General features: G+C 69.4%; 15 protein-coding genes and 2 pseudogenes. 6 read left to right on the plus strand and 11 right to left on the minus strand.

Annotation, left to right across the window (positions count from 1 at the left end):
• Positions 1 to 104: 104 nt before the first annotated feature.
• From ACFQ46_RS22540 to ACFQ46_RS22550, 3 genes and pseudogenes are all read left to right on the plus strand, one after another.
• The gene (locus ACFQ46_RS22540) at positions 105 to 851 is read left to right on the plus strand and encodes a DUF1275 family protein (protein ID WP_380262295.1); all 747 of its coding nucleotides are present in this window, start codon (positions 105 to 107) and stop codon (positions 849 to 851) included.
• 467 nt (positions 852 to 1,318) lie between these two features.
• Complete coding sequence (locus tag ACFQ46_RS22545) at positions 1,319 to 1,918, plus strand: hypothetical protein (protein WP_380262297.1); 600 nt, start codon at positions 1,319 to 1,321, stop codon at positions 1,916 to 1,918.
• Between the two features lie 433 nt (positions 1,919 to 2,351).
• Positions 2,352 to 3,740 (plus strand): annotated as a pseudogene (locus ACFQ46_RS22550) (IS1380 family transposase).
• Positions 3,741 to 3,979: 239 nt separating this feature from the next.
• Here ACFQ46_RS22550 and ACFQ46_RS22555 read toward each other — a convergent pair.
• From ACFQ46_RS22555 to ACFQ46_RS22565, 3 genes are all read right to left on the minus strand, one after another.
• Entirely contained in the window at positions 3,980 to 5,443 is a 1,464-nt protein-coding gene (locus tag ACFQ46_RS22555; RefSeq protein ID WP_380262299.1) for a GMC family oxidoreductase, read from the minus strand.
• A 667-nt stretch (positions 5,444 to 6,110) separates the two neighbouring features.
• Entirely contained in the window at positions 6,111 to 6,479 is a 369-nt protein-coding gene (locus tag ACFQ46_RS22560) for a hypothetical protein (protein ID WP_380262301.1), read from the minus strand.
• Between the two features lie 160 nt (positions 6,480 to 6,639).
• Complete coding sequence (locus ACFQ46_RS22565; RefSeq protein ID WP_380262303.1) at positions 6,640 to 7,437, minus strand: alpha/beta hydrolase; 798 nt, start codon at positions 7,435 to 7,437, stop codon at positions 6,640 to 6,642.
• A 95-nt stretch (positions 7,438 to 7,532) separates the two neighbouring features.
• Between ACFQ46_RS22565 and ACFQ46_RS22570 the strand changes: the two genes are divergently transcribed.
• On the plus strand, positions 7,533 to 8,165 hold the full coding sequence (locus tag ACFQ46_RS22570; RefSeq protein ID WP_380262305.1) for a TetR/AcrR family transcriptional regulator: 633 nt from the start codon (positions 7,533 to 7,535) through the stop codon (positions 8,163 to 8,165).
• A gap of 116 nt (positions 8,166 to 8,281) precedes the next feature.
• On the opposite strand, the gene ACFQ46_RS22575 is transcribed toward ACFQ46_RS22570, so the two are convergent.
• On the minus strand, positions 8,282 to 9,115 hold the full coding sequence (locus ACFQ46_RS22575; protein WP_380262307.1) for an alpha/beta fold hydrolase: 834 nt from the start codon (positions 9,113 to 9,115) through the stop codon (positions 8,282 to 8,284).
• 334 nt (positions 9,116 to 9,449) lie between these two features.
• On the opposite strand from ACFQ46_RS22575, the pseudogene ACFQ46_RS22580 reads away from it, so the two are divergent.
• A pseudogene (locus ACFQ46_RS22580) lies at positions 9,450 to 9,660 on the plus strand (transposase); the annotation flags it as partial.
• A gap of 183 nt (positions 9,661 to 9,843) precedes the next feature.
• Here the strand turns inward: ACFQ46_RS22580 and ACFQ46_RS22585 are convergent.
• Positions 9,844 to 10,776 carry a LysR family transcriptional regulator gene (locus tag ACFQ46_RS22585; protein WP_380262309.1) on the minus strand — a complete coding sequence of 311 codons (933 nt, stop codon included), beginning with the start codon at positions 10,774 to 10,776 and terminating at the stop codon, positions 9,844 to 9,846.
• Positions 10,777 to 10,925: 149 nt separating this feature from the next.
• Between ACFQ46_RS22585 and ACFQ46_RS22590 the strand changes: the two genes are divergently transcribed.
• A complete protein-coding gene (locus ACFQ46_RS22590; RefSeq protein WP_380262699.1) occupies positions 10,926 to 11,561 on the plus strand; it encodes a LysE family translocator in 636 nt (211 codons plus the stop codon).
• Positions 11,562 to 12,485: 924 nt separating this feature from the next.
• Here the strand turns inward: ACFQ46_RS22590 and ACFQ46_RS22595 are convergent.
• From ACFQ46_RS22595 to ACFQ46_RS22620, 6 genes are all read right to left on the minus strand, one after another.
• Positions 12,486 to 13,052, minus strand: a complete 567-nt coding sequence (locus ACFQ46_RS22595; RefSeq protein WP_380262311.1) for a DUF4865 family protein — start codon at positions 13,050 to 13,052, stop codon at positions 12,486 to 12,488.
• 13 nt (positions 13,053 to 13,065) lie between these two features.
• Entirely contained in the window at positions 13,066 to 13,443 is a 378-nt protein-coding gene (locus tag ACFQ46_RS22600; protein ID WP_380262313.1) for a cupin domain-containing protein, read from the minus strand.
• Complete coding sequence (locus tag ACFQ46_RS22605; RefSeq protein WP_380262701.1) at positions 13,436 to 14,002, minus strand: TetR/AcrR family transcriptional regulator; 567 nt, start codon at positions 14,000 to 14,002, stop codon at positions 13,436 to 13,438. Before ACFQ46_RS22605 ends, ACFQ46_RS22600 begins: the two co-directional genes overlap by 8 nt.
• Before the next feature lie 91 nt (positions 14,003 to 14,093).
• Positions 14,094 to 15,002 carry an SDR family NAD(P)-dependent oxidoreductase gene (locus ACFQ46_RS22610; protein ID WP_380262315.1) on the minus strand — a complete coding sequence of 303 codons (909 nt, stop codon included), beginning with the start codon at positions 15,000 to 15,002 and terminating at the stop codon, positions 14,094 to 14,096.
• Positions 14,999 to 15,619, minus strand: coding sequence for a TetR/AcrR family transcriptional regulator (locus ACFQ46_RS22615; protein ID WP_380262317.1), 621 nt, complete (start codon positions 15,617 to 15,619; stop codon positions 14,999 to 15,001). Before ACFQ46_RS22615 ends, ACFQ46_RS22610 begins: the two co-directional genes overlap by 4 nt.
• 199 nt (positions 15,620 to 15,818) lie before the next feature.
• Entirely contained in the window at positions 15,819 to 16,601 is a 783-nt protein-coding gene (locus tag ACFQ46_RS22620) for a hypothetical protein (protein WP_380262319.1), read from the minus strand.
• Between the last annotated feature and the right edge of the window lie 224 nt (positions 16,602 to 16,825).

Consider the following 16,825-nt stretch of genomic DNA (forward strand, 5'->3'; position numbering starts at 1 on the left):
ACTGGTCTCAGCTGGTCGTGGAATTCTGACACCGTGATGTGCTCTCTGTCGGGACCCGGCGTCGCTCGGTCCGTGTTGCTGACTCAGCGCAAGGGGTGCGACTCGTGAAGATCCGGCCTCGAGGTGCCTCCGCCGGTGGCGACGCACCGGACGGCGCAGGCGCCAGTTTCTTGCGCCACCCGCGGCACGGGCCGATACCGGCGATCCTGTTGCTGCTCACGTTCGGAACCGGGCTCATCGACGCGCTCAGCGTCCTGGGACTGGGCAGGGTGTTCGTGGCGAACATGACCGGCAACGTCGTCTTCATCGGTTTCGCCCTCGCGCATGCCCCAGGGTTCTCCCTGTGGGGCTCGATCGTGGCGCTGGTCGCCTTCTTGCTCGGTGCCGCCGGCGGGGGAGTGGTCGTGACACGGTTCGAAGCGCATCGCGGGCGGCTGCTGCGCAACGCCCTCATCGTGCAACTCGGCCTGCTCCTCGTCGGTCTCGTCCTGTGGCATCTACTGGGCGCGATCAACGCTCAGCTGGCCGTCTTGGGTGCCTTGGCCTTGGCGCTGGGTCTGCAGAACTCGGTGGTACGTCACCTCGCCGTGCCGGACTTGACGACCACGGTGCTGACGATGACCTTGACGGGTATCGGCGCCGATCTCCGCCGGCGTGATGTGCCGACGGCGGTCCGCCGCGGCACCTCGGTTGTCTGCATGCTTGCCGGTGCCCTCGGCGGTGCTGTCGTTGTCCTGCACTCAGGTGTCGGCGCGGGGCTGAGCGCAGTGACGGCCCTCACTGGCGTCGTTCTGATCCTCACTGCCCTCGCCAGTCGGGGCCAACCTGCCTGGGCCGGTCCGCCCTCTTGATCGTGCGCAGGCTGGTGGTGGTCGAAGAGGACCGAGATGCACGGCTGCAACGAGACCCACCGTGGAATGCGGTCATGACGTCGGTAGCGGCAGACACACGTTTGGCGCTGGCATCGTCGATGCCAGGTCCACCACCTTCGGGGCTGGCGGGCGTGATCAGCCGGGTGGTTCCTCGAGGCGTCACCTGGTGCTGGGGGTCACACTCCTGGACGCGGCTCATCGACGAAGTGGCGACGCCATACGGTGAGCGGGTGAGCAATCCTGCCTCCGACGCCGACCCGCTCCCGGCGGCCGTGTCCTCCGTCGAAACCTGCGCGTCGACGGCGTCGGTAGCGTCGACAGGGATGGGCTCCACGCCGGCTGGACGGCAGCAGCGGGGTTCGCAGGGTTCAGGGTTGACGGGCGAGGTCGTCCCGGCGTGGAAGCGCGCGACCAGAGGTGAGCGCCGCTGGCCGGTTCAGGTGACGGTGCTCGCACTCATCGCCTTGCAGTTGTGGCTGCCCGCCCACCTGGCCCTGGGGGCTCGGTGGGCGCTGCCTGCGGTGGAGGCGGCGCTGCTGCTCGTGCTGAGCGTGGCCAACCCGGTGCGCATGGACCGGGCCGACCGGTGGGTGCGTCGTGCCAGTCTGCTGCTGGTCGCCGTCGCCAGCTTGGCCAACGGGGCCAGTGCTCTCCTGCTCATCGACCACCTCCTTGGTGGCCACGCCACGTCCAGCCCGACCGGGCTGCTGTCCGAAGGGGGCGCGGTGTACCTGACCAACGTCGTGACGTTCGCGCTGTGGTACTGGGAACTGGATCGAGGTGGCCCCTTCTCCCGCGCGGCCGGCAGCGACACCGACGTGGATTTCCTCTTCCCGCAGATGGCCTCCCCGGACATCGCCTCCCCGCACTGGGAACCGACCTTCCCCGACTACCTGTACCTCAGCTTCACCAACTCCACCGCCTTCAGCCCCACCGACACGGTGCCCTGGACCCGGTGGGCGAAGATGCTGATGCTCACCCAGAGCGCTGTGGCGCTGTGCATCGCGGCGTTGGTCATCGCCCGCTCCGTCAACATCCTTCACTGACGCCCGCATCCTGAATAGACCTCGACCGCCCGGTCCAGGCCCCGGTCCAGCAGGTAGCAGTCATGGGGGCATCTGGCTGCAGGAGGCTGGTCTTGAGGACACGTACCCGCAGGCGACGCCCCTCCCGGCGCGGCCGGCCCGGTGCCGCATCGTTGTCCGGCCTCACACCTTCGACGACTGGGCGCGTGGGGCAGCGGCGGTCGTCGTCCACAGCCTTGTGGGCTGAAACAGCCTCGTGCAGGCCTCGGACCAGAGCCAGGCCAGCCCGTTAGCCTCACCCTTTCGCGGAGAGCCTGACCCGGGATGCATAGAAAGGTCGTAGATGCGCCGCAGTGCCTGCTCTGCAGGTGATCAAGCTGCTGCGAAGGCACATGGTCACCACGCGAGGAGGCACTTCGTGAGTGAAGACCAAACCCCGCCCCACCGACTGACCATGACCAGCAACGGCGAGTCGCTGATCTCCTCCGCAGGCGCGTCCCTGCTGATCGACACCGCCCGCCTCACCGGTCTGAACACCACCTTGAGCCGGACCCTGTCGCCCTGGCGCGGGCCCGGCGCGGTCTACGACCCCGGCAAGATCGTCCTCGCCTTGGCGATGGCTATTGCTCTCGGTGGGGACAGCTTGGCCGACGTCGGCATCATCCGCGCTCAACCGCAGTTGTTCGGGTTGACCTTCTCCGACCCGACGCTCTCCCGGTTGGTCGCGAAGCTGGCCGCCGATGCGCCCGCCGCCCTGGCCGCGCTGCGTCAGGCCCGAGCCGCCGCCCGTGAACGGGTCTGGCAGATCAGGTCGCCCGTTCCCACCGAGGGGACGTCGTATCGACCTCGACGCCACCATCGTGCTCGCGCACTCGGAGAAGGAAGGCGCGGCCCCGACCAGGGGCACCTCCCGCTTGCGGAGAGAAACGGACGTTCGGGTTCCACCCGTTCCTGGCGTTCCTCGGGCCGTCGAGTGTCACGGACTGGCAGAACCTGGGAGTACGTCGGCGGCATGCTGCGGATCGGCAAGGCGACCGCGAACGATGCTGGCGCCCACATCGCCGTCCTCACCGAGGCGCTGCAGCGATCACCTGACAACGAGCGGTCCCGGGTGCTGATCCGCGGTGACGCCGGCGCTGAAGTCCAAGCCTTCGTCCGGCACCTGCACCAGGTCGGACTGGTGTATCGATCGGGTGTTGGCCATCGAACCCGACGGCTCCACCCGCGACGGCGCCCAGGTCGCCGAACTGACCCGCTACGTCCGATCATCCAAAGTCCTTGGCCGCCGGGGATTCGGGTCCCCAGCGTGTGATCGCCCACCGGGAGCGACCTCACCCCCGCGCGCAACTGCGCATCACCATCCCCCGCAAGCGGGAGGTGCCCCCAGCCGACGGCTGGCGAATCACTGTGTTCGCCACCAACGTGGTCGGCGGCAAGGTCGCCGAGCACGAACTACTGCACCGGCTGCGGGCTCGGGCTGAGGACCGGGTCCGTTGCCTGAAGGACACCGGGCTGCGCAGCCTCCCGCTGCAGGTTTCGCTGCGAACGAGACCTCGCTGGAAGTCACCGCGCTAGCCAACGACCTGCTCGCCTGACCCAGCACCTGGCCCTGACCGGCACTGCTGCCCGCACCGGGGAACCCGAACACGTGCGCCTTCGACTGCTGTTGGTGGCCGGGCGCATCGTCCGCACCGCCCGGCGACGGTTCATGCGCCTGCCGCAGGACTGGTCCTGGTCCGACGCCATCCTCGCGGGACACCGCCGGCTCGCCGCTTTCAGCCTTCGACCCTTCACCAACGTTTCCACGACCGGAGCCTCAGAAGCCGCGCAGACGCGGGGATAGCGCCCGCCCAGCAAGAGGAGACCCCAGATCAGAACCCATCGAGAGCGTCAGCCGTCGCTTCGCAAAGGGATCGAGGCAAGTACACAGCGCCGTTCACCCTGTCGGAGTGACGAGCTGACAAGGCGGAGGGCGACGGCACCGGGCGGTGACCCGGTGCCGTCGCCCTCCGGCATCTACAGCCCGTCGTGGCCATGCGGCCGCGTGCGGGCCCGGTCAGGACGGTGGTGCGGTGCTGGGAGTCACGCCGTGGCGTCGCGGATCATGGATGCGGCGTACTCGGCGATGGCGTAGACCAGCGGGTTGGGGTTCGCGGACGGCAGGGACGGCATGACGGAGGCGTCGACGACGCGGAGGCCCTGGATGCCGCGGACCCGCAGTTCCTGGTCCACGACGGAGCCGTCGTCTCCGCCGAGCCGGCAGGTCCCGATGCCGTGGTAGTAGGTCTGCGTCACCTGGCGCGCGTACCGCTGGAGGTCTTCGTCGCTGGTCGCCGCCGCTCCCGGCAGCACTTCCCTGGTGTCCCAGGCGTCCAGGCCGGCGCGGGCGATGATCTCGCGGGCGGCCCGGATCCCGGCGACCATGTCGTCGACATCCTCGTTCGTGGCGAGCAGTGCCGGGTCGATGCGCGGTGCGTCGGTGATGCTGGGTCCGGTCAGTTCGAGGGTCCCGCGGCTGGTCGGGTGCATCGGAGTGACGGTGAGGGTGAAGCCGTGGCCCGGCCCGTCCATCTCCGCGGGGAACTGCGGCACTCCGGTGAACAGCAGCTGGACTGGCCTGCCGTCGACGGACAGGAGGCCGGACAGGCCCTCGCCGACGTACTCCAGGCCGGGGTCGACCGAACAGGAGACGCCTCCGCGGGCGTGGTCCTGCAGGTTGGCGCCCACCTCCGGCGCGTCGAGGAGGACCTCGATGCCGCTGGGCTGCAGCTGCTGCGCCGGGCCGATGCCGGAGACCATGAGCAGGTGGGGCGACCCGACGACACCGGCGGAGAGGATGACCTCGCGGTGGGCGCGGAGGACCTCGGTGCCGTGTGGCCCGAGCACCTCGACACCCACGCAGCGCAGACCTTCGAAGACGAGGCGGGAGACCGTCGTGTCCGCCCGGAGGGTCAGGTTCGGGCGTTCTCTCGTCGCGGGGGTGAGGTAGCCGTCGGCGGCACTGGAACGGTCCATGCCCTGCACGCTCATGAGGTGCATCCCCACGTGGGTGATGCGGGCGTCCTCGCCCATCGCGCGTTCGACCGCGGTGACGACGGGTGACGGCGGGAACGGCCGGGACACGTGCACTCCACCTCGATCGGGGGCGTCCGGCGCCTCGCTGCGCTCGCTGCGGTCCATGAACGGCAGCAGGCGGTCGTAGGACCAGCGGGTGGCGCCTCGCTCGACCCACGGCGTGATGTCGGACTCGAGTGCGCGGATGTGCACGACCCCGTTGGTGCTGCTGGAGCCACCCGTCACCTTGCCGCGGGGGTAGGCGAGCACGCGACCGTCGAGTCCGCTCTGGGGCTGCGTGTCGAAACCCCAGTCGAACTCCGAACCGATGAGCGACGCCCAGTGGGCGGGGTTGCGGATGACGTCGGGCCGGGCGTCGTGCCCGGCCTCGAGGAGGAGCACGGTGGCGGAGCCGTCGTCGGTGAGCCGGCGCGCCAGGACTGAGCCGGCGGAGCCGGCTCCGATGACGATGTAGTCGGGATGGACGTTCATGAGGAGTTCTCCAGGTGCTGTGGGTCTGAGGAGTTCGAAGGGGTGGAGTCGGACGGATGCGCTCTGCCGGCGACCCTTCGGGACGCTGCGATGACTGGCAGGAGCTGGCGCCGGTGTCGTGTCCGCGGATGAAGTGCCGTGGGGACGGCCCGACGGGAGTCAGGAGAGCGTCCCCGCCCTGCCAACCACGGGAACCATCTTGGCTCACCCGACTGGTAGGTACCTGGGAACCTTGAACTTCGGACCTACGTGGGCGACTGGGCCCGGCCATCGCGACCAGGCGGTGCGCATTCCCTTCCCGTATCACCCAGCAGTTCACTCGGCGGGTGACAACCCGTCCCATACTGGTTCGAAGAGCCGACGGGTGAGCGTCGCTGCGACGAGCTGAGTGGGATGGGTGACGGTTTCGTCTGTCGGGTTGAGAGGCCGTGCTACCTCGATGGCGAGGGCGAGTCACTCGTTCCGAGGATGTCGCGCTCACCGACCGAACCGATCTTCACCGGTGCTTGAGTGCCCGGTCGGGTGATGCGTGTGCGTTGCTCCTGACCACGGCTGACAACGGTGCGCCACAGACGATTGCCTGACCTTCGGAGTCGGCCGTGTGACCTGCGGATGCGGATCGGCCGGTGGTTCGATGGCCCAGTTCGCCCGCCATGAGAACCTGTCGTCACTCGCCATGTCCAGGCCAGACCAGCTCCGCGAGCTCGACGAAGTCCTCCAAGGGTTCAGGGTAGAACGATGCGGTGGTCGAGTTCCACCGGAGAGCACGGGGGAGCGACAGGGAGATGTTCAGCACGTCGAGGATCGAGTTCAGCGATCCGTCGGGGCCGAGGTATCGGGTTCGGCCGGCGAGGGTGACGGCGGAGTTGGCTGCGACGAACAGTGTTCCGGGAATCGTTTCGATCGGTGTCGCCACGACCCCCGCGATCGACAACGTTCCCTGGTTCTCGTCGATGAAGGCTCCGAAGGTGCCGCCGAGGACGAGGCGGCTGTCCGGTCCGAGGGTGACGGTGCCGCGGACGTCGCCGTGCACCATGAGGGTGCACCCTGCGGCGACGGCCGTGCCGGCTCGCAGCGTGCCTCGCACGGCGAGGTCCTCGCGGACGGTCAGGGTGGTGTCGACGGCGCCGACGATGTGTTTCACCGCGTGTGTCCTCCGCCGGCGGCCAACGGCGCGAGCCGGGTGGGGAACGTGGTCACAGGCCCTGTGTCCGCAGCCAGCTGAGGGTGGTTTCGGCGATCTCGCGCCATCCGGCGTCGAACACCAGGGAGTGGCCGCGGTCGGGGAAGTGGACGAGGTCGGTGACCGCTGAGGAGTGGGCGTACAGATTGTGGGCTTCCTCGACGACGGAGGCCGGGACGGTGTGGTCCTTCCCGCCGGCGACCATGAGCAGGGGGCCACGGTCGCCGAGGGCCACGTCGACGGTGGCGGGGGAGTCCTGCGTCTTGTTCGCGGCGGCACCTTCGAAGAGGACGCGAGCCGGGCCGGGGATGGTGAAACGGGTGTGCAGGTCGTCGGAGTCCTGACGGGTGAGGCGGTTGCCGAAGCTGTACGCGAACTGCTTCTGGGTGAGGGAGACGGCGCGCGTCCTGTTGGCCGGTCGGGACAGAACGGGCAGGGCGGTGCGGAGTTGGGCCAGGGGCAGTTTCTTGACCCCCTTCATGCCGGCGGCGTCGATGGCGATGGCGGCGCGGGCGTGGCCGGAGCTGAGGAGCTTCTGGGCGATGAGGCCACCGAAGGAGTGCCCGATCACGATGGGTCTGGCCGTGAGGCTGTCGATGTGCTGCTCGTAGGCGGTGGTGACGTCCACGATGCCTCGGCCGGCGATCTCGGCGTTCTGGGCCCGTGTGGAGTTCGTCGTCGAGTGCTCGCCGGGCCAGCCGGGTGCGGTCGGGGCGTAGCCCTGTTCGGTGAAGAGGTTCAGCCACGGGTCCCAGGAGGAGGCGTGGATCCACAGGCCGTGGATGAAGACGACGGGGATGGGCATCGACATGAGTGGCTCCTTGAGTAGACGAACCAGTACGTGTGGGTGATAGTTGGACGCTGCGGCAGTGATCCGGTCTGCGCGGTGAACGAGCGGGAGGAACCATGGGGGAGGCCCCACCGAGGTCGTCGGCGCCGCACTCCGGTGGCCAGGGCACGGGCCGCGGGGCGATGACCCGGGAGCGCATCCTCGACGCCGCGAGTGTCTTGTTCTACGAGAACGGGATCCACGAGATCAGCGGGGATCGCATCATCGAGGTCGTCGGCGTGAGCAAGGTGACCTTCTACCGCCACTTCCGGACCAAGGAGGACCTGGTCGTCGCCTTCCTCGAGCAGCGCTCGCTCATCGAGCGCGAGGCGTTCGAGGGTGCCTACGTCCAGACGGGCAACGATGCGATGGCCACGCTGGACCTCTTGGCCGTGGGCATCGGGGCGGAGAGCTGCCGCCCGGGGTTTCGGGGTTGTCCGTTCATCAACGCGGCGGCCGAGTACGCCGACCGCGACAGCCCCGTCCGACTGGTGATCGACCGGCACCGGGCGTGGATGTTGTCCTTCTTCCGGCGGCTGCTGAGTGAGCTCGACGTGGCTCGCCTGGACGACGCGACGGACGCGGCGATGGTGCTGCGCGACGGGGCGATGGTGAGCGGCTACCTGACGGACGCGCGAGCAGTGGCCGGGACCCTGACGACGATGTTCCACGCCCTCGTCGCCGCCTACCGGCAGCGTTCCGGGGAGTGACTCCCGCACGCCCGCGCTGCGAGGGTGATCGGTTCTCCGTGGGCGGGGCCAGGGCGCGGCGCGGAGGGTTCGGGGCGGTGCCCGACGGCGCCTGGGTGCACCGGCTCCGTTGACCGTCAGCGAGTCGAGGTGGCTGCCTCCTCGATGACGTGGGTGATGGTCGCGGGGTGCTGCAGCATGGCGAGGTGGCCGGCCTTGACGGTGGTGACCTGGGAGTGGGCCCGGGTGGCCATCTTCTGCTGCAGGGCGAGAGGGATGCTCTTGTCGTCGGTGCCGGCCACGTACCAGGACGGCAGGGTCTTCCAGGCCGGGGCGGTGGCCTTCTGGCTCAAGGCGCCCAGGGTGACCGGTTCCTGGCGGGCGAAGAGGTCCTGCTGCTGGTTCTTGGGCAGGCCGGTGGCGAAGGTGGCGTCGAAGGCGCCCTTCGTGAGGTAGAGCTCCGCATCGCCTGCCGGCGCCCCGGCGTAGGGGACGGCGTCGAACGCCGCGGACGGGTCGCCGGGGGTCGCGGAGGTCGCCAGACCCAGGACGCTCTCGCCCTGGTCGGGGACGAAGGCGTCGATGTAGACCAGGCCGCGGACCCGGGGATCGGTGGTGGCGGCTTCGGTGATGACGGCGCCGCCGTAGGAGTGCCCGACGAGGATGACGGGTCCGGTGGTCTTCACCTTCAGGAAGGAGTTCAGGTCGGCGCTGTCGGTGCGGAGGGACTTCAGGGGATTGGCGAAGGTGAGGACGGTGTAGCCGTCGTGGGTCAGGCGTGCCTGGATCGAGCCGAAGGAAGCGCCGTCGGCCCACGCTCCGTGGACGAGGACGACGGTGGGCTTGGCCTGTGTGTGGTTGGTGCTGGGGTGGGTGGCAGCGTCGGCGGCGCCGGTGCCGGTGGCGAGAGAGCCAGCCAGCAGGAGGACGGCGGCGGCGGTGAGGCGGCGAGAGCGGGCGGTGCGGGACATGGTGTGCCTTCCGGAGCGATGACGTAGGCGTACTAGTTCGTCTACATGAGGATGGAAGCACGTCGCGCCCGGGGACGCAAGGTCCTGGTCGGCGTTCGAGGTCGAGCGCTCGTGCCCCGTTCGCAGGTCCCGTTCAGACTCCGCTCCGGGTGCGCCCCTCGGCACGCGCGCTGCTTCGGAGGGCCTCTCACGGTGCCTCTGGAGGAGGTCGACGCGATGACCGCCGACCCCTTGGTGGACCACACCCACTTCTGGACGAACAACTCGCCCAGGCCGGCCCAGCCCAGACCTGGAGCCCCGAAGGGGAGGGTGAAGACGTTGCCGTGCAGCGTCTACGACCCGGGCTGAGGTTCTCGCGTTCACGACGTTCCCGAAGGAGGTGTGGCGGCGGGCCTGGTCCGACGCCCCGCAGGAGCGGTCGAACCGGGAGATCCGCCGCGCAGCGACGTCGTGGGCGTCTTCCCGATCGCGATCCTCCGGTCCGCCGGGTGGGGGCTGTTCTGGCCGGGCAGGACGACGAGTGGACCGCAGGCCGTCGCCACCTACCTCGGTCTGGACCTGCTCGGTCGCTGCCGTCTGATCGCGATGCCCGGCGGAGCGGAGTTCACCTGCGGGAGTGCTGCGGAGGTGCACCCCGATCTCACGATGCAGGCCTCGACGGCCTGACCGCACGGAGCACTACCCGGCGAACGTCGTGCACCACCTCTGAGGACTGACCTCCGGTCTGATCACTGCAGTGTCGCGAGGAGAGCTGCGCGAAGCACGCTGATGGCGGGGTCATCGTCCTGGTTGCTCCTGTGGGCGATGCTGACGAGGCGAGCAGGCGCATCGCTCAGGGCCACGGTGCTCAGGTCTTCGTGCAGGGGTGGCCGCCCCATCCGCGGCACGAGAGCCCACGCCAGACCGTGTCGGGCCAGGTCCAGGTGACAGGTGAAGTCAGGGATCTCCGCGACGATGTCGGGTCGTTGGCCGTGCTGGGCGAACATGTGCAGGAGCCAGTCGTGGCAGACCGTTCCTGCTCCGGTGGAGACCCAGCCGCGAGCCGTCAGCGCCTCCCGGCTGAGGAGGTCACCTCCGTCAGCGGCGACGGCGACCCCGATGAGCGGATCGTCGCGGCGGCAGACGACGTCAGCAGGGTCTCGGCAGGCTTCGACGAGGGTGAGGCCGGGATCCATCGGGGCGGGACGCCCCTGCCAGTGGTGCACGACGGCGACATCGACAGCGCCGGCGGTCAGGGCGGGCAGCGCTCGGTCGGGATCCATCTCGATCAACGACCAGGTCAGCGCAGGGTGTTCCTGGCGCAAGGTGGCCAGGACCGGAACGACATGGGCGCGCAGGGCGGTGGCGAAGGCGGCGATGCGCACGTGCCCGACGACGTGTCCGTGCTGTGGTGCGTCGCCTCCGCTCAGGCCCGAACCGGCCAGGACGCGGTCGAGGCGGTCGGCTAGAGGTAGTGCTGCCTCCAGCAGGGCGTGGGCCGTCGGGGTCAGCACGACGCGGCGGCCGCTGGCGACGGTCAGGACACGACCGCTGGTCCGCTCCAGCCGCTTGATCTGCTGGCTGAGCGCGGAGGGGCTGAGGTGCAGCACCCCGGCTGCGGCGGTGACGGTGCCGTGGGCACGCACCGCCGCCAGGGCCCGCAAGCACGCCAGTTCGTCCACGACGACCTTTCGTCCTGTCGCGCTTCACGTTCCACCCCACCATCGTGCGATGGACGACCAAGGTAGCGCGGTAGGAGACTGCAGCAGTCCGCGGCGGGAGCCGGGGTCCCGGGTGGTCGTCTCAATCGTGCGGCAGCGAGGAGTACGTGGTGGTGTCCTGGTCAGCTGCAGGCGGGGTCGTCGTGATCGCCTTGGGCATGGTCCTCACTCCGGGCCCGAACATGGTGTACTTGGCCTCACGCTCCATCGCCCAAGGACGGCGGGCCGGCCTGGTCTCCCTGATGGGCGTCGCGGCAGGGTTCCTGGTCTACCTCATCACGGCGTCATCGGGATTGTCTGCGGTGTTTGCTGCGGTGCCGGCAGCCTTCGACGTGGTCAAGGTCGTCGGTGCCTGCTACCTGCTCTACCTGGCCTGGCGAATGCTGCGCCTCGGTGGTGGGTCACCGTTCAGTCCACGAGAGCTGACCCCGCACTCGGGGAAGCGACTGTTCTTCACGGGGCTGACGACGAACCTGCTCAACCCCAAGATCGTGTTGATGTACTCAGCGCTGCTGCCGCAGTTCGTCACCGCCGGTGCCGGCCCGGTGTGGCAGCAGTTCCTGCAGCTGGGGGCGCTGCAGATCGCCGTCGCGGTCACCGCCAACGGCGCCATCGTGCTGGGCGCGGCCGGTCTGTCCACCTGGCTGCAAGCCCGTCCGCGCGCGATGCGGGTGCAGCGAGTGGCGGCGGGCAGCGTTCTGGCGGTCTTCGCGGTCAAGATGGTCGCCACCTCGGCCCCGCGCTGAACTCTTCGAGCCAGGAAGCACACGACTCGAGACGCACGGCTGCCCTCCGAGCTCGCTCTGCAGACCATCTTCTCGGGAACGACATCCACCTGATGCTGTTGAACGTCTGGGCGTCACGGCGACCGACCGCGAGAAGAACCACGTCTCGTCCCCGAAACCTCTCGCCCCTCTGTGATCACCTGTGATCGCTCGCGTGTCGTTGCTGCCAGCCACGGCCGGCGCGAGCATCAGCTGACGGACGCACCTCGCCCCGGAACCCCGCTGCAGCTGCTGATCTGGTGCGAACGACACTGGCGGTACCTCGAACCACCCTGTCCTCCCCGCGCGGGCGAAGCTCGCGACTCGGGCTGCAACCTGGGCGATCGAGTCGTTGCACTGCACGACTCCTCGATCTCGAACCTGGCCGCCAGCTCGGTCCCGTTCCACCCCATCGACGGTCCAGGACAACCGAAACCCCCGGCGGTACGGTGACGGTGCTGGACGCCCTCCTCGTCGCGGAGCTCGCCTCCACGGCGTGGACGAGATCCGCCGCCGCGTCCCGCAGAAGACCTCGGGGCGGCACGGGTACCGCGACGACCCGCTCCAGCGCATCCGTTGGCTGCTGATCACGGCTCGAGGAAACCCTCGTCGACCGCGGCCGGGCCATCGCCGACCGGGTCCTCGACGGTTTCCCCAGTTTCCCGAACCCGGAGATCACCCGGCGGGGTCGAACGTCGCGGTCGTGGCGGACTGCGGTGCTGACCTGCTTCGACGACGACCCGCGTCGCTGCGGAACCAGCCACGACGGGGCGGAGGCCATCGCCTCATCATCGAGAAGAATTCTGTTCGGCTCACGGGTGACGACGTCGCCGTGGACCGGACCGAGCTACCTCCCCGCAGATCCGAAGAGTCGGGTTCGGGGGCTGTGAACCCTGGTCTCGGTGTTCACCCGCGTGGTCCCGGCGAGACGTGCAACACCTCGTACTCGACGGCTTCGGTGCCTTCGCCGCTCGTGGGACGGTCCGTGCTCAGCTCGGCTCGCAGCAGGGTCCAGGTCGTGACGTCCACGGCGGCGACCCGTCGCACGGTCGAGGGGCCGGGCGAGTGGAGGAAGACTCCGGTGAGGTCCTCGATCACCTGAGCCGGGGCGAGGCCGGCAGGTAGGGGTTGCGTCGAGATCGTCATGCTGCGGGCTCGATCGAGGTTGCCAGGCCCCGGCCCGATGCCCACGACGGTCCAGTCCTGGATGGGGCGGCGGCCGAAGTCACGCACGATGGCGGAGTACCCCGGCTCCCCCCAGCAGAAGGCCCTCATCCCGTCGATGTCGTCCCAGACGTAGAACGGGGCGTACTCGTTGACCGGTGACCCCTTGCCCTTCTCGCGCACCAGGTAGGCCTTGAAGTTCAGCCCGGCGAACCCGTCCAGCAGGTGGCCGGTCCGGGTGACCCGGTCGCGGATGATCTGCATGTCGTAGTCGGCGGGCAGTGGGACCGCGTACTGCATGGCGTACATCGGAGGAGACCTCTCAGCGGGGCGGTCGGTGGTTGTCGAAGGTGGCGTCTGACACAGGAACGCCCCAGGTCACAGTGCGCCCGTCGGACGTTGCCTCTTGTGCCGCGATGTGCGTCATCGAGCCCGACGGTCCGGCGCCGTGCCAGTGCAGGACTCCTGGTGGGATCCACGCCGTGTTCCCGGTGGCGACGTCGACGGCGGCCTCTCCTCGGAGTTGGACGCGGGCGACGCCGGCCGTCACGACCAGCAGTTGTCCGTGTGGATGGGAGTGCCAGTGCGTCCGAGCACCCGCAGCGAAAGTGACCTCGTACGCCGCCAGCCGCGTCCGCCCGTCGGGGACGCGCAGTGCTCGTGCGGTGACGTGGCCGGTGAACACCGCCGGATCACCCACGGTGCGCCTGGTTCAGCAGGGCGACGGCACCCTCGACCGCGGCATCGAAGCGGGACGTGTCGTGGTGCGCGCGGGCCAGGACGTAGCCACCCTGCACCACGGCCGCCACGGTGCAGGCCAACGCCTCGGGGTCGGTGTCGGCCTGGAGTTCGCGGTCCTCGACGCCTTGTCTGATCACTTCGGCGATGGCGGTCACCAGCCAGTCCAGTGTCGCGGTCACGGGTTCCAGCAGGGCCGGGGTCGCGAGCACGTCGGCGTCGTAGGTCATGCGGCCCATCCGGCACCCCCGCAGGCTGTCGCGCTGTTGACGCAGGTAGCTCGTCAGTCGCTCCACGGCAGTGCCCGGAGCCTGCAGCAGGGCCTCGGAGTCATCGCGCAGCAGTCGTGCGCTTCGTTGCAGCGCAGCGACCGCCAGGTCTTCCTTGCCGTGGAAGTGGTGGTACATGCTGCCCTGCCCTGCCCCTGCTGACGTCTGGATCTCCTTGGGACTGGTCGCGGCGTAGCCGCGCACCCAGAGCAGCTCTTGCGTCGCAGAGATGAGGCGATCTCGAGCGTCCATGCCGTACATACTAGTAGGTACACAACTGATCGCGACGGAGTGGCTGCTCACGCCGTCGTTGAACACCGGAGGAGACCGCGGTGCCGCCGGGTCAGAGCGAGGCCAGAAGTTCCCGGCTCTCCCTGACGTACCGGTCCGCGAAGGCGGGGTCGCTGACCTGCTTGGAGGCCCGCACGGCCTTGCCGTTCTCGTCGTAGTAGACCCCCGTGGCCTCCGAGGGATCGACCACGATGCCGGAGATGACCCGCCCGGCGCGCCTGGAGGTCGTGAAGTGCGGCAGGAACTGCAGGACCGGGGCGAGGAGGTTCGAGACCACGTTGAGGACGGCAGACGCGTCGCTGCCCAGGTTCGAACCGGGGTTCACGCCGGGTTCGATCGCCCGGAACCGCAGGCGGGGGTGCTGCCGGGCGAGGCTGAACACGGCGGCGAGGTTGCCCTGCTTGGACGTGGCGTAGGCGTCCATGCCGGCGCGCTGGGACCCACCGGGGGCGTACTCCCCGCGCGCGGAGGCCTCGGCCGAGAGGTACCGGCTGCCACGGAAGCCGGCCCGGACGGCGGGGACGCGTTCGGGGTCCTCGCAGGCGGAGGCGATGAACACGACGTTGGTCCCGTCGGCCAGGGACGGCAGGAGAGCGTCGGTGAAGGCGAGCGGGCCGAGGTGGTTGGTGGCGAAGGACAGTTCCCAGCCCTGCGGACTCACCCCGGGCTTGGTGAGCATGACCCCGGCGTTGTTGAGGACACCACGCACGGGCAGGTCCAGGGCGGCGATCTGCGCCGCCGCCCGACGCGCGCTGAGGACGTCGGAGAGGTCGGCGACGATGCTCGTGGCGCTGCTGCCCGCCCGCTCGATCTCCGCCTCGACCGTGGCGAGCTTGTCGGGGTTGCGACCGACGAGGACGACGTGGCCGTGGTGGGCGAGTTCGAGTGCGGTGGCGTGGCCGAAGCCGGAGGTGGGGCCGGTGACGACCCAGGCCGCGGTAGCGCCGGGGGTGCTGGTCATGAGGTCTCCTGGGTCGGGGTGGGGTCGCGGGATCGTTCGCCGGCGTGGTCGAGGGCCAGGACCCGCCACATCGCCTCGAAGGCGAGGGAACTGCGGGTCCCGGTGGGGTCGGGGTGGGCGATGAGGTCGTCGATGGTGGCGTCGGCGATGGCCGACACGAGGGTGGACACCAGCCGCAGCGGTGCCTGGCGCATCGGGCCGCCGGCGACGATCGGTCCGAGGACCTCGGCGGTTCCGGCGTAGGCGGCCTGCACCGCCTGTCGGCTCTGGGGGCTGAGGTCCTCGGCGACGGCGAGGTGGGCCAGAGCCCGTCGCCGGTCAGGGTCCTGCACCGCCCAGTCGATCCACCCGTCCCACATCGAGCGCAACTGCTCGCGCGGTCCGGCCCCCGGCCTCAGGCCGTCGGTGGCGGCTCGTCCCATCGCGCTCTTCAGGATGACGTAGAGCTCGTTGACCAGCGCGGTCTTGGTCTCGAAGTAGACGAAGAGAGTGCCGGTGGAGACCCCGGCCGCGCGGGCGATGGAGGCCGTGGAAGCGGCGAGGCCCTCGGCGGCGAAGACCCGCGTCGCCGCGTCGAGGAGGGCGGTGCGGTGAGCGGGGTTCCTCGCGCGGGCCACGACGACCACGATATGGATGAGTGAGTGGTCAGTCAAGCATTGTGGCCCAGATCGCCCGGATCTCTTTCCCGTGTCCCTGCTGCACGGCCAGAACGTGTTCGGCCGCTTCCGGCGCGGCCCGGACCGCAACCGCTCGATGCCCTGTCTCTTCGGTCGTCTTCGCGGGGCTGCGTACTGCCGGCGGTCGAGCTCGGTGGGGTCAGGAACCAGTGACAGCGTGGACCACCGCAGTCTTGGGGTAGGTGTCGGCTCCGTTGCGCGGACCGATCTCGAACAGGTCGACCATCAACTGCAGCGGGTAGCTCAAGACTTGAGCCGAGGCGAAGACGACGGCTTGCTCGCAGGCGATGACCACGCCGTCGGGACTCCAGTGCGCTGACCAGGTGTGCGCCTGCCCTGCGCCGACCGGAACGACGACCTCCATCTCGTCGCTCGACCGGGGGTCGTGGTGAGCTTTGATCCCCACTCGGGCCGTGGTGGATCCCGTCTTCACGGCGTCGGAGTCGATCTCGAACAGGCAGACCTCTCCGCTGTCGTCCTCGTCGAGGTGCTCGGTGCCGACCAGCCAGGCCGCGAGCATGCACCCCCGGTCCCGGCTGGCGGTCACGGTGACATCGACCTGACCGGAGCGCGGTGCCCACAGCAGTTGCAGTGAGACCTCGGTGCGCACCGTCAGTCCGTCGTGGCGGTGGCGGTGGGTGCCTCGAGTTGAGCGCAGCGGACCGCTGAACACGGCGGTCTGCAGGTTGGAGACCCTCAGGGGAGCATCTTCGGGTCGCCAGTCGAGTTGGTCGGCGTCGATGCGCAGGCGCAACCCCGGCGGCTGCCCGGGGCCCGGAAGGTCGTACCGGGCACGCGAACGTTCGGCGGTGGTCCACTGCGGCAGGTAGTGGTCCACCCAGCGTTCGGGGTCCAGAACGGGAGCGTCGAAGCTCTCGGCGAAGCTGGACGTCACGGTGTCCAGGCGCGGGAGGTGCTGCATCGTCGCGGTCCCCTTCGCGTCGTCGGTCGTTCGCGGCCAGCCCTGATCGTCGCAGTGGTGGTGGCAGGCGTGGTGTCCCCGTACGGTCCGCTTCCCCCGCCAGTGATGTCTCAGGACATCGGTGACAGTTCCGCATCAAGACATCGGTAACAGTCGATGTGTCAGGACTTCGGTGACAGTCCCAGAGCTGAGCAGGTGTCGGCCGCCCACGACAGCGCGCACCG

Origin of the sequence: Kineococcus sp. GCM10028916, from assembly GCF_042674865.1 — a bacterium.
In the GTDB taxonomy this organism is placed as follows: Bacteria; Actinomycetota; Actinomycetes; order Actinomycetales; family Kineococcaceae; genus Kineococcus.

What these genes read in the sequence shown, in the direction of transcription:
- ACFQ46_RS22610 (WP_380262315.1), bottom strand. Translation starts at nt 15,002, where the DNA reads ATGACCAGCACCCCCGGCGCTACCGCGGCCTGGGTCGTCACCGGCCCC.
- ACFQ46_RS22560 (WP_380262301.1), bottom strand. Translation starts at nt 6,479, where the DNA reads ATGGTGCACGGCGACGTCCGCGGCACCGTCACCCTCGGACCGGACAGC.
- ACFQ46_RS22570 (WP_380262305.1), top strand. Translation starts at nt 7,533, where the DNA reads ATGGGGGAGGCCCCACCGAGGTCGTCGGCGCCGCACTCCGGTGGCCAG.
- ACFQ46_RS22575 (WP_380262307.1), bottom strand. Translation starts at nt 9,115, where the DNA reads ATGTCCCGCACCGCCCGCTCTCGCCGCCTCACCGCCGCCGCCGTCCTC.
- ACFQ46_RS22555 (WP_380262299.1), bottom strand. Translation starts at nt 5,443, where the DNA reads ATGAACGTCCATCCCGACTACATCGTCATCGGAGCCGGCTCCGCCGGC.
- ACFQ46_RS22620 (WP_380262319.1), bottom strand. Translation starts at nt 16,601, where the DNA reads ATGCAGCACCTCCCGCGCCTGGACACCGTGACGTCCAGCTTCGCCGAG.
- ACFQ46_RS22605 (WP_380262701.1), bottom strand. Translation starts at nt 14,002, where the DNA reads ATGGACGCTCGAGATCGCCTCATCTCTGCGACGCAAGAGCTGCTCTGG.
- ACFQ46_RS22565 (WP_380262303.1), bottom strand. Translation starts at nt 7,437, where the DNA reads ATGTCGATGCCCATCCCCGTCGTCTTCATCCACGGCCTGTGGATCCAC.
- ACFQ46_RS22595 (WP_380262311.1), bottom strand. Translation starts at nt 13,052, where the DNA reads ATGTACGCCATGCAGTACGCGGTCCCACTGCCCGCCGACTACGACATG.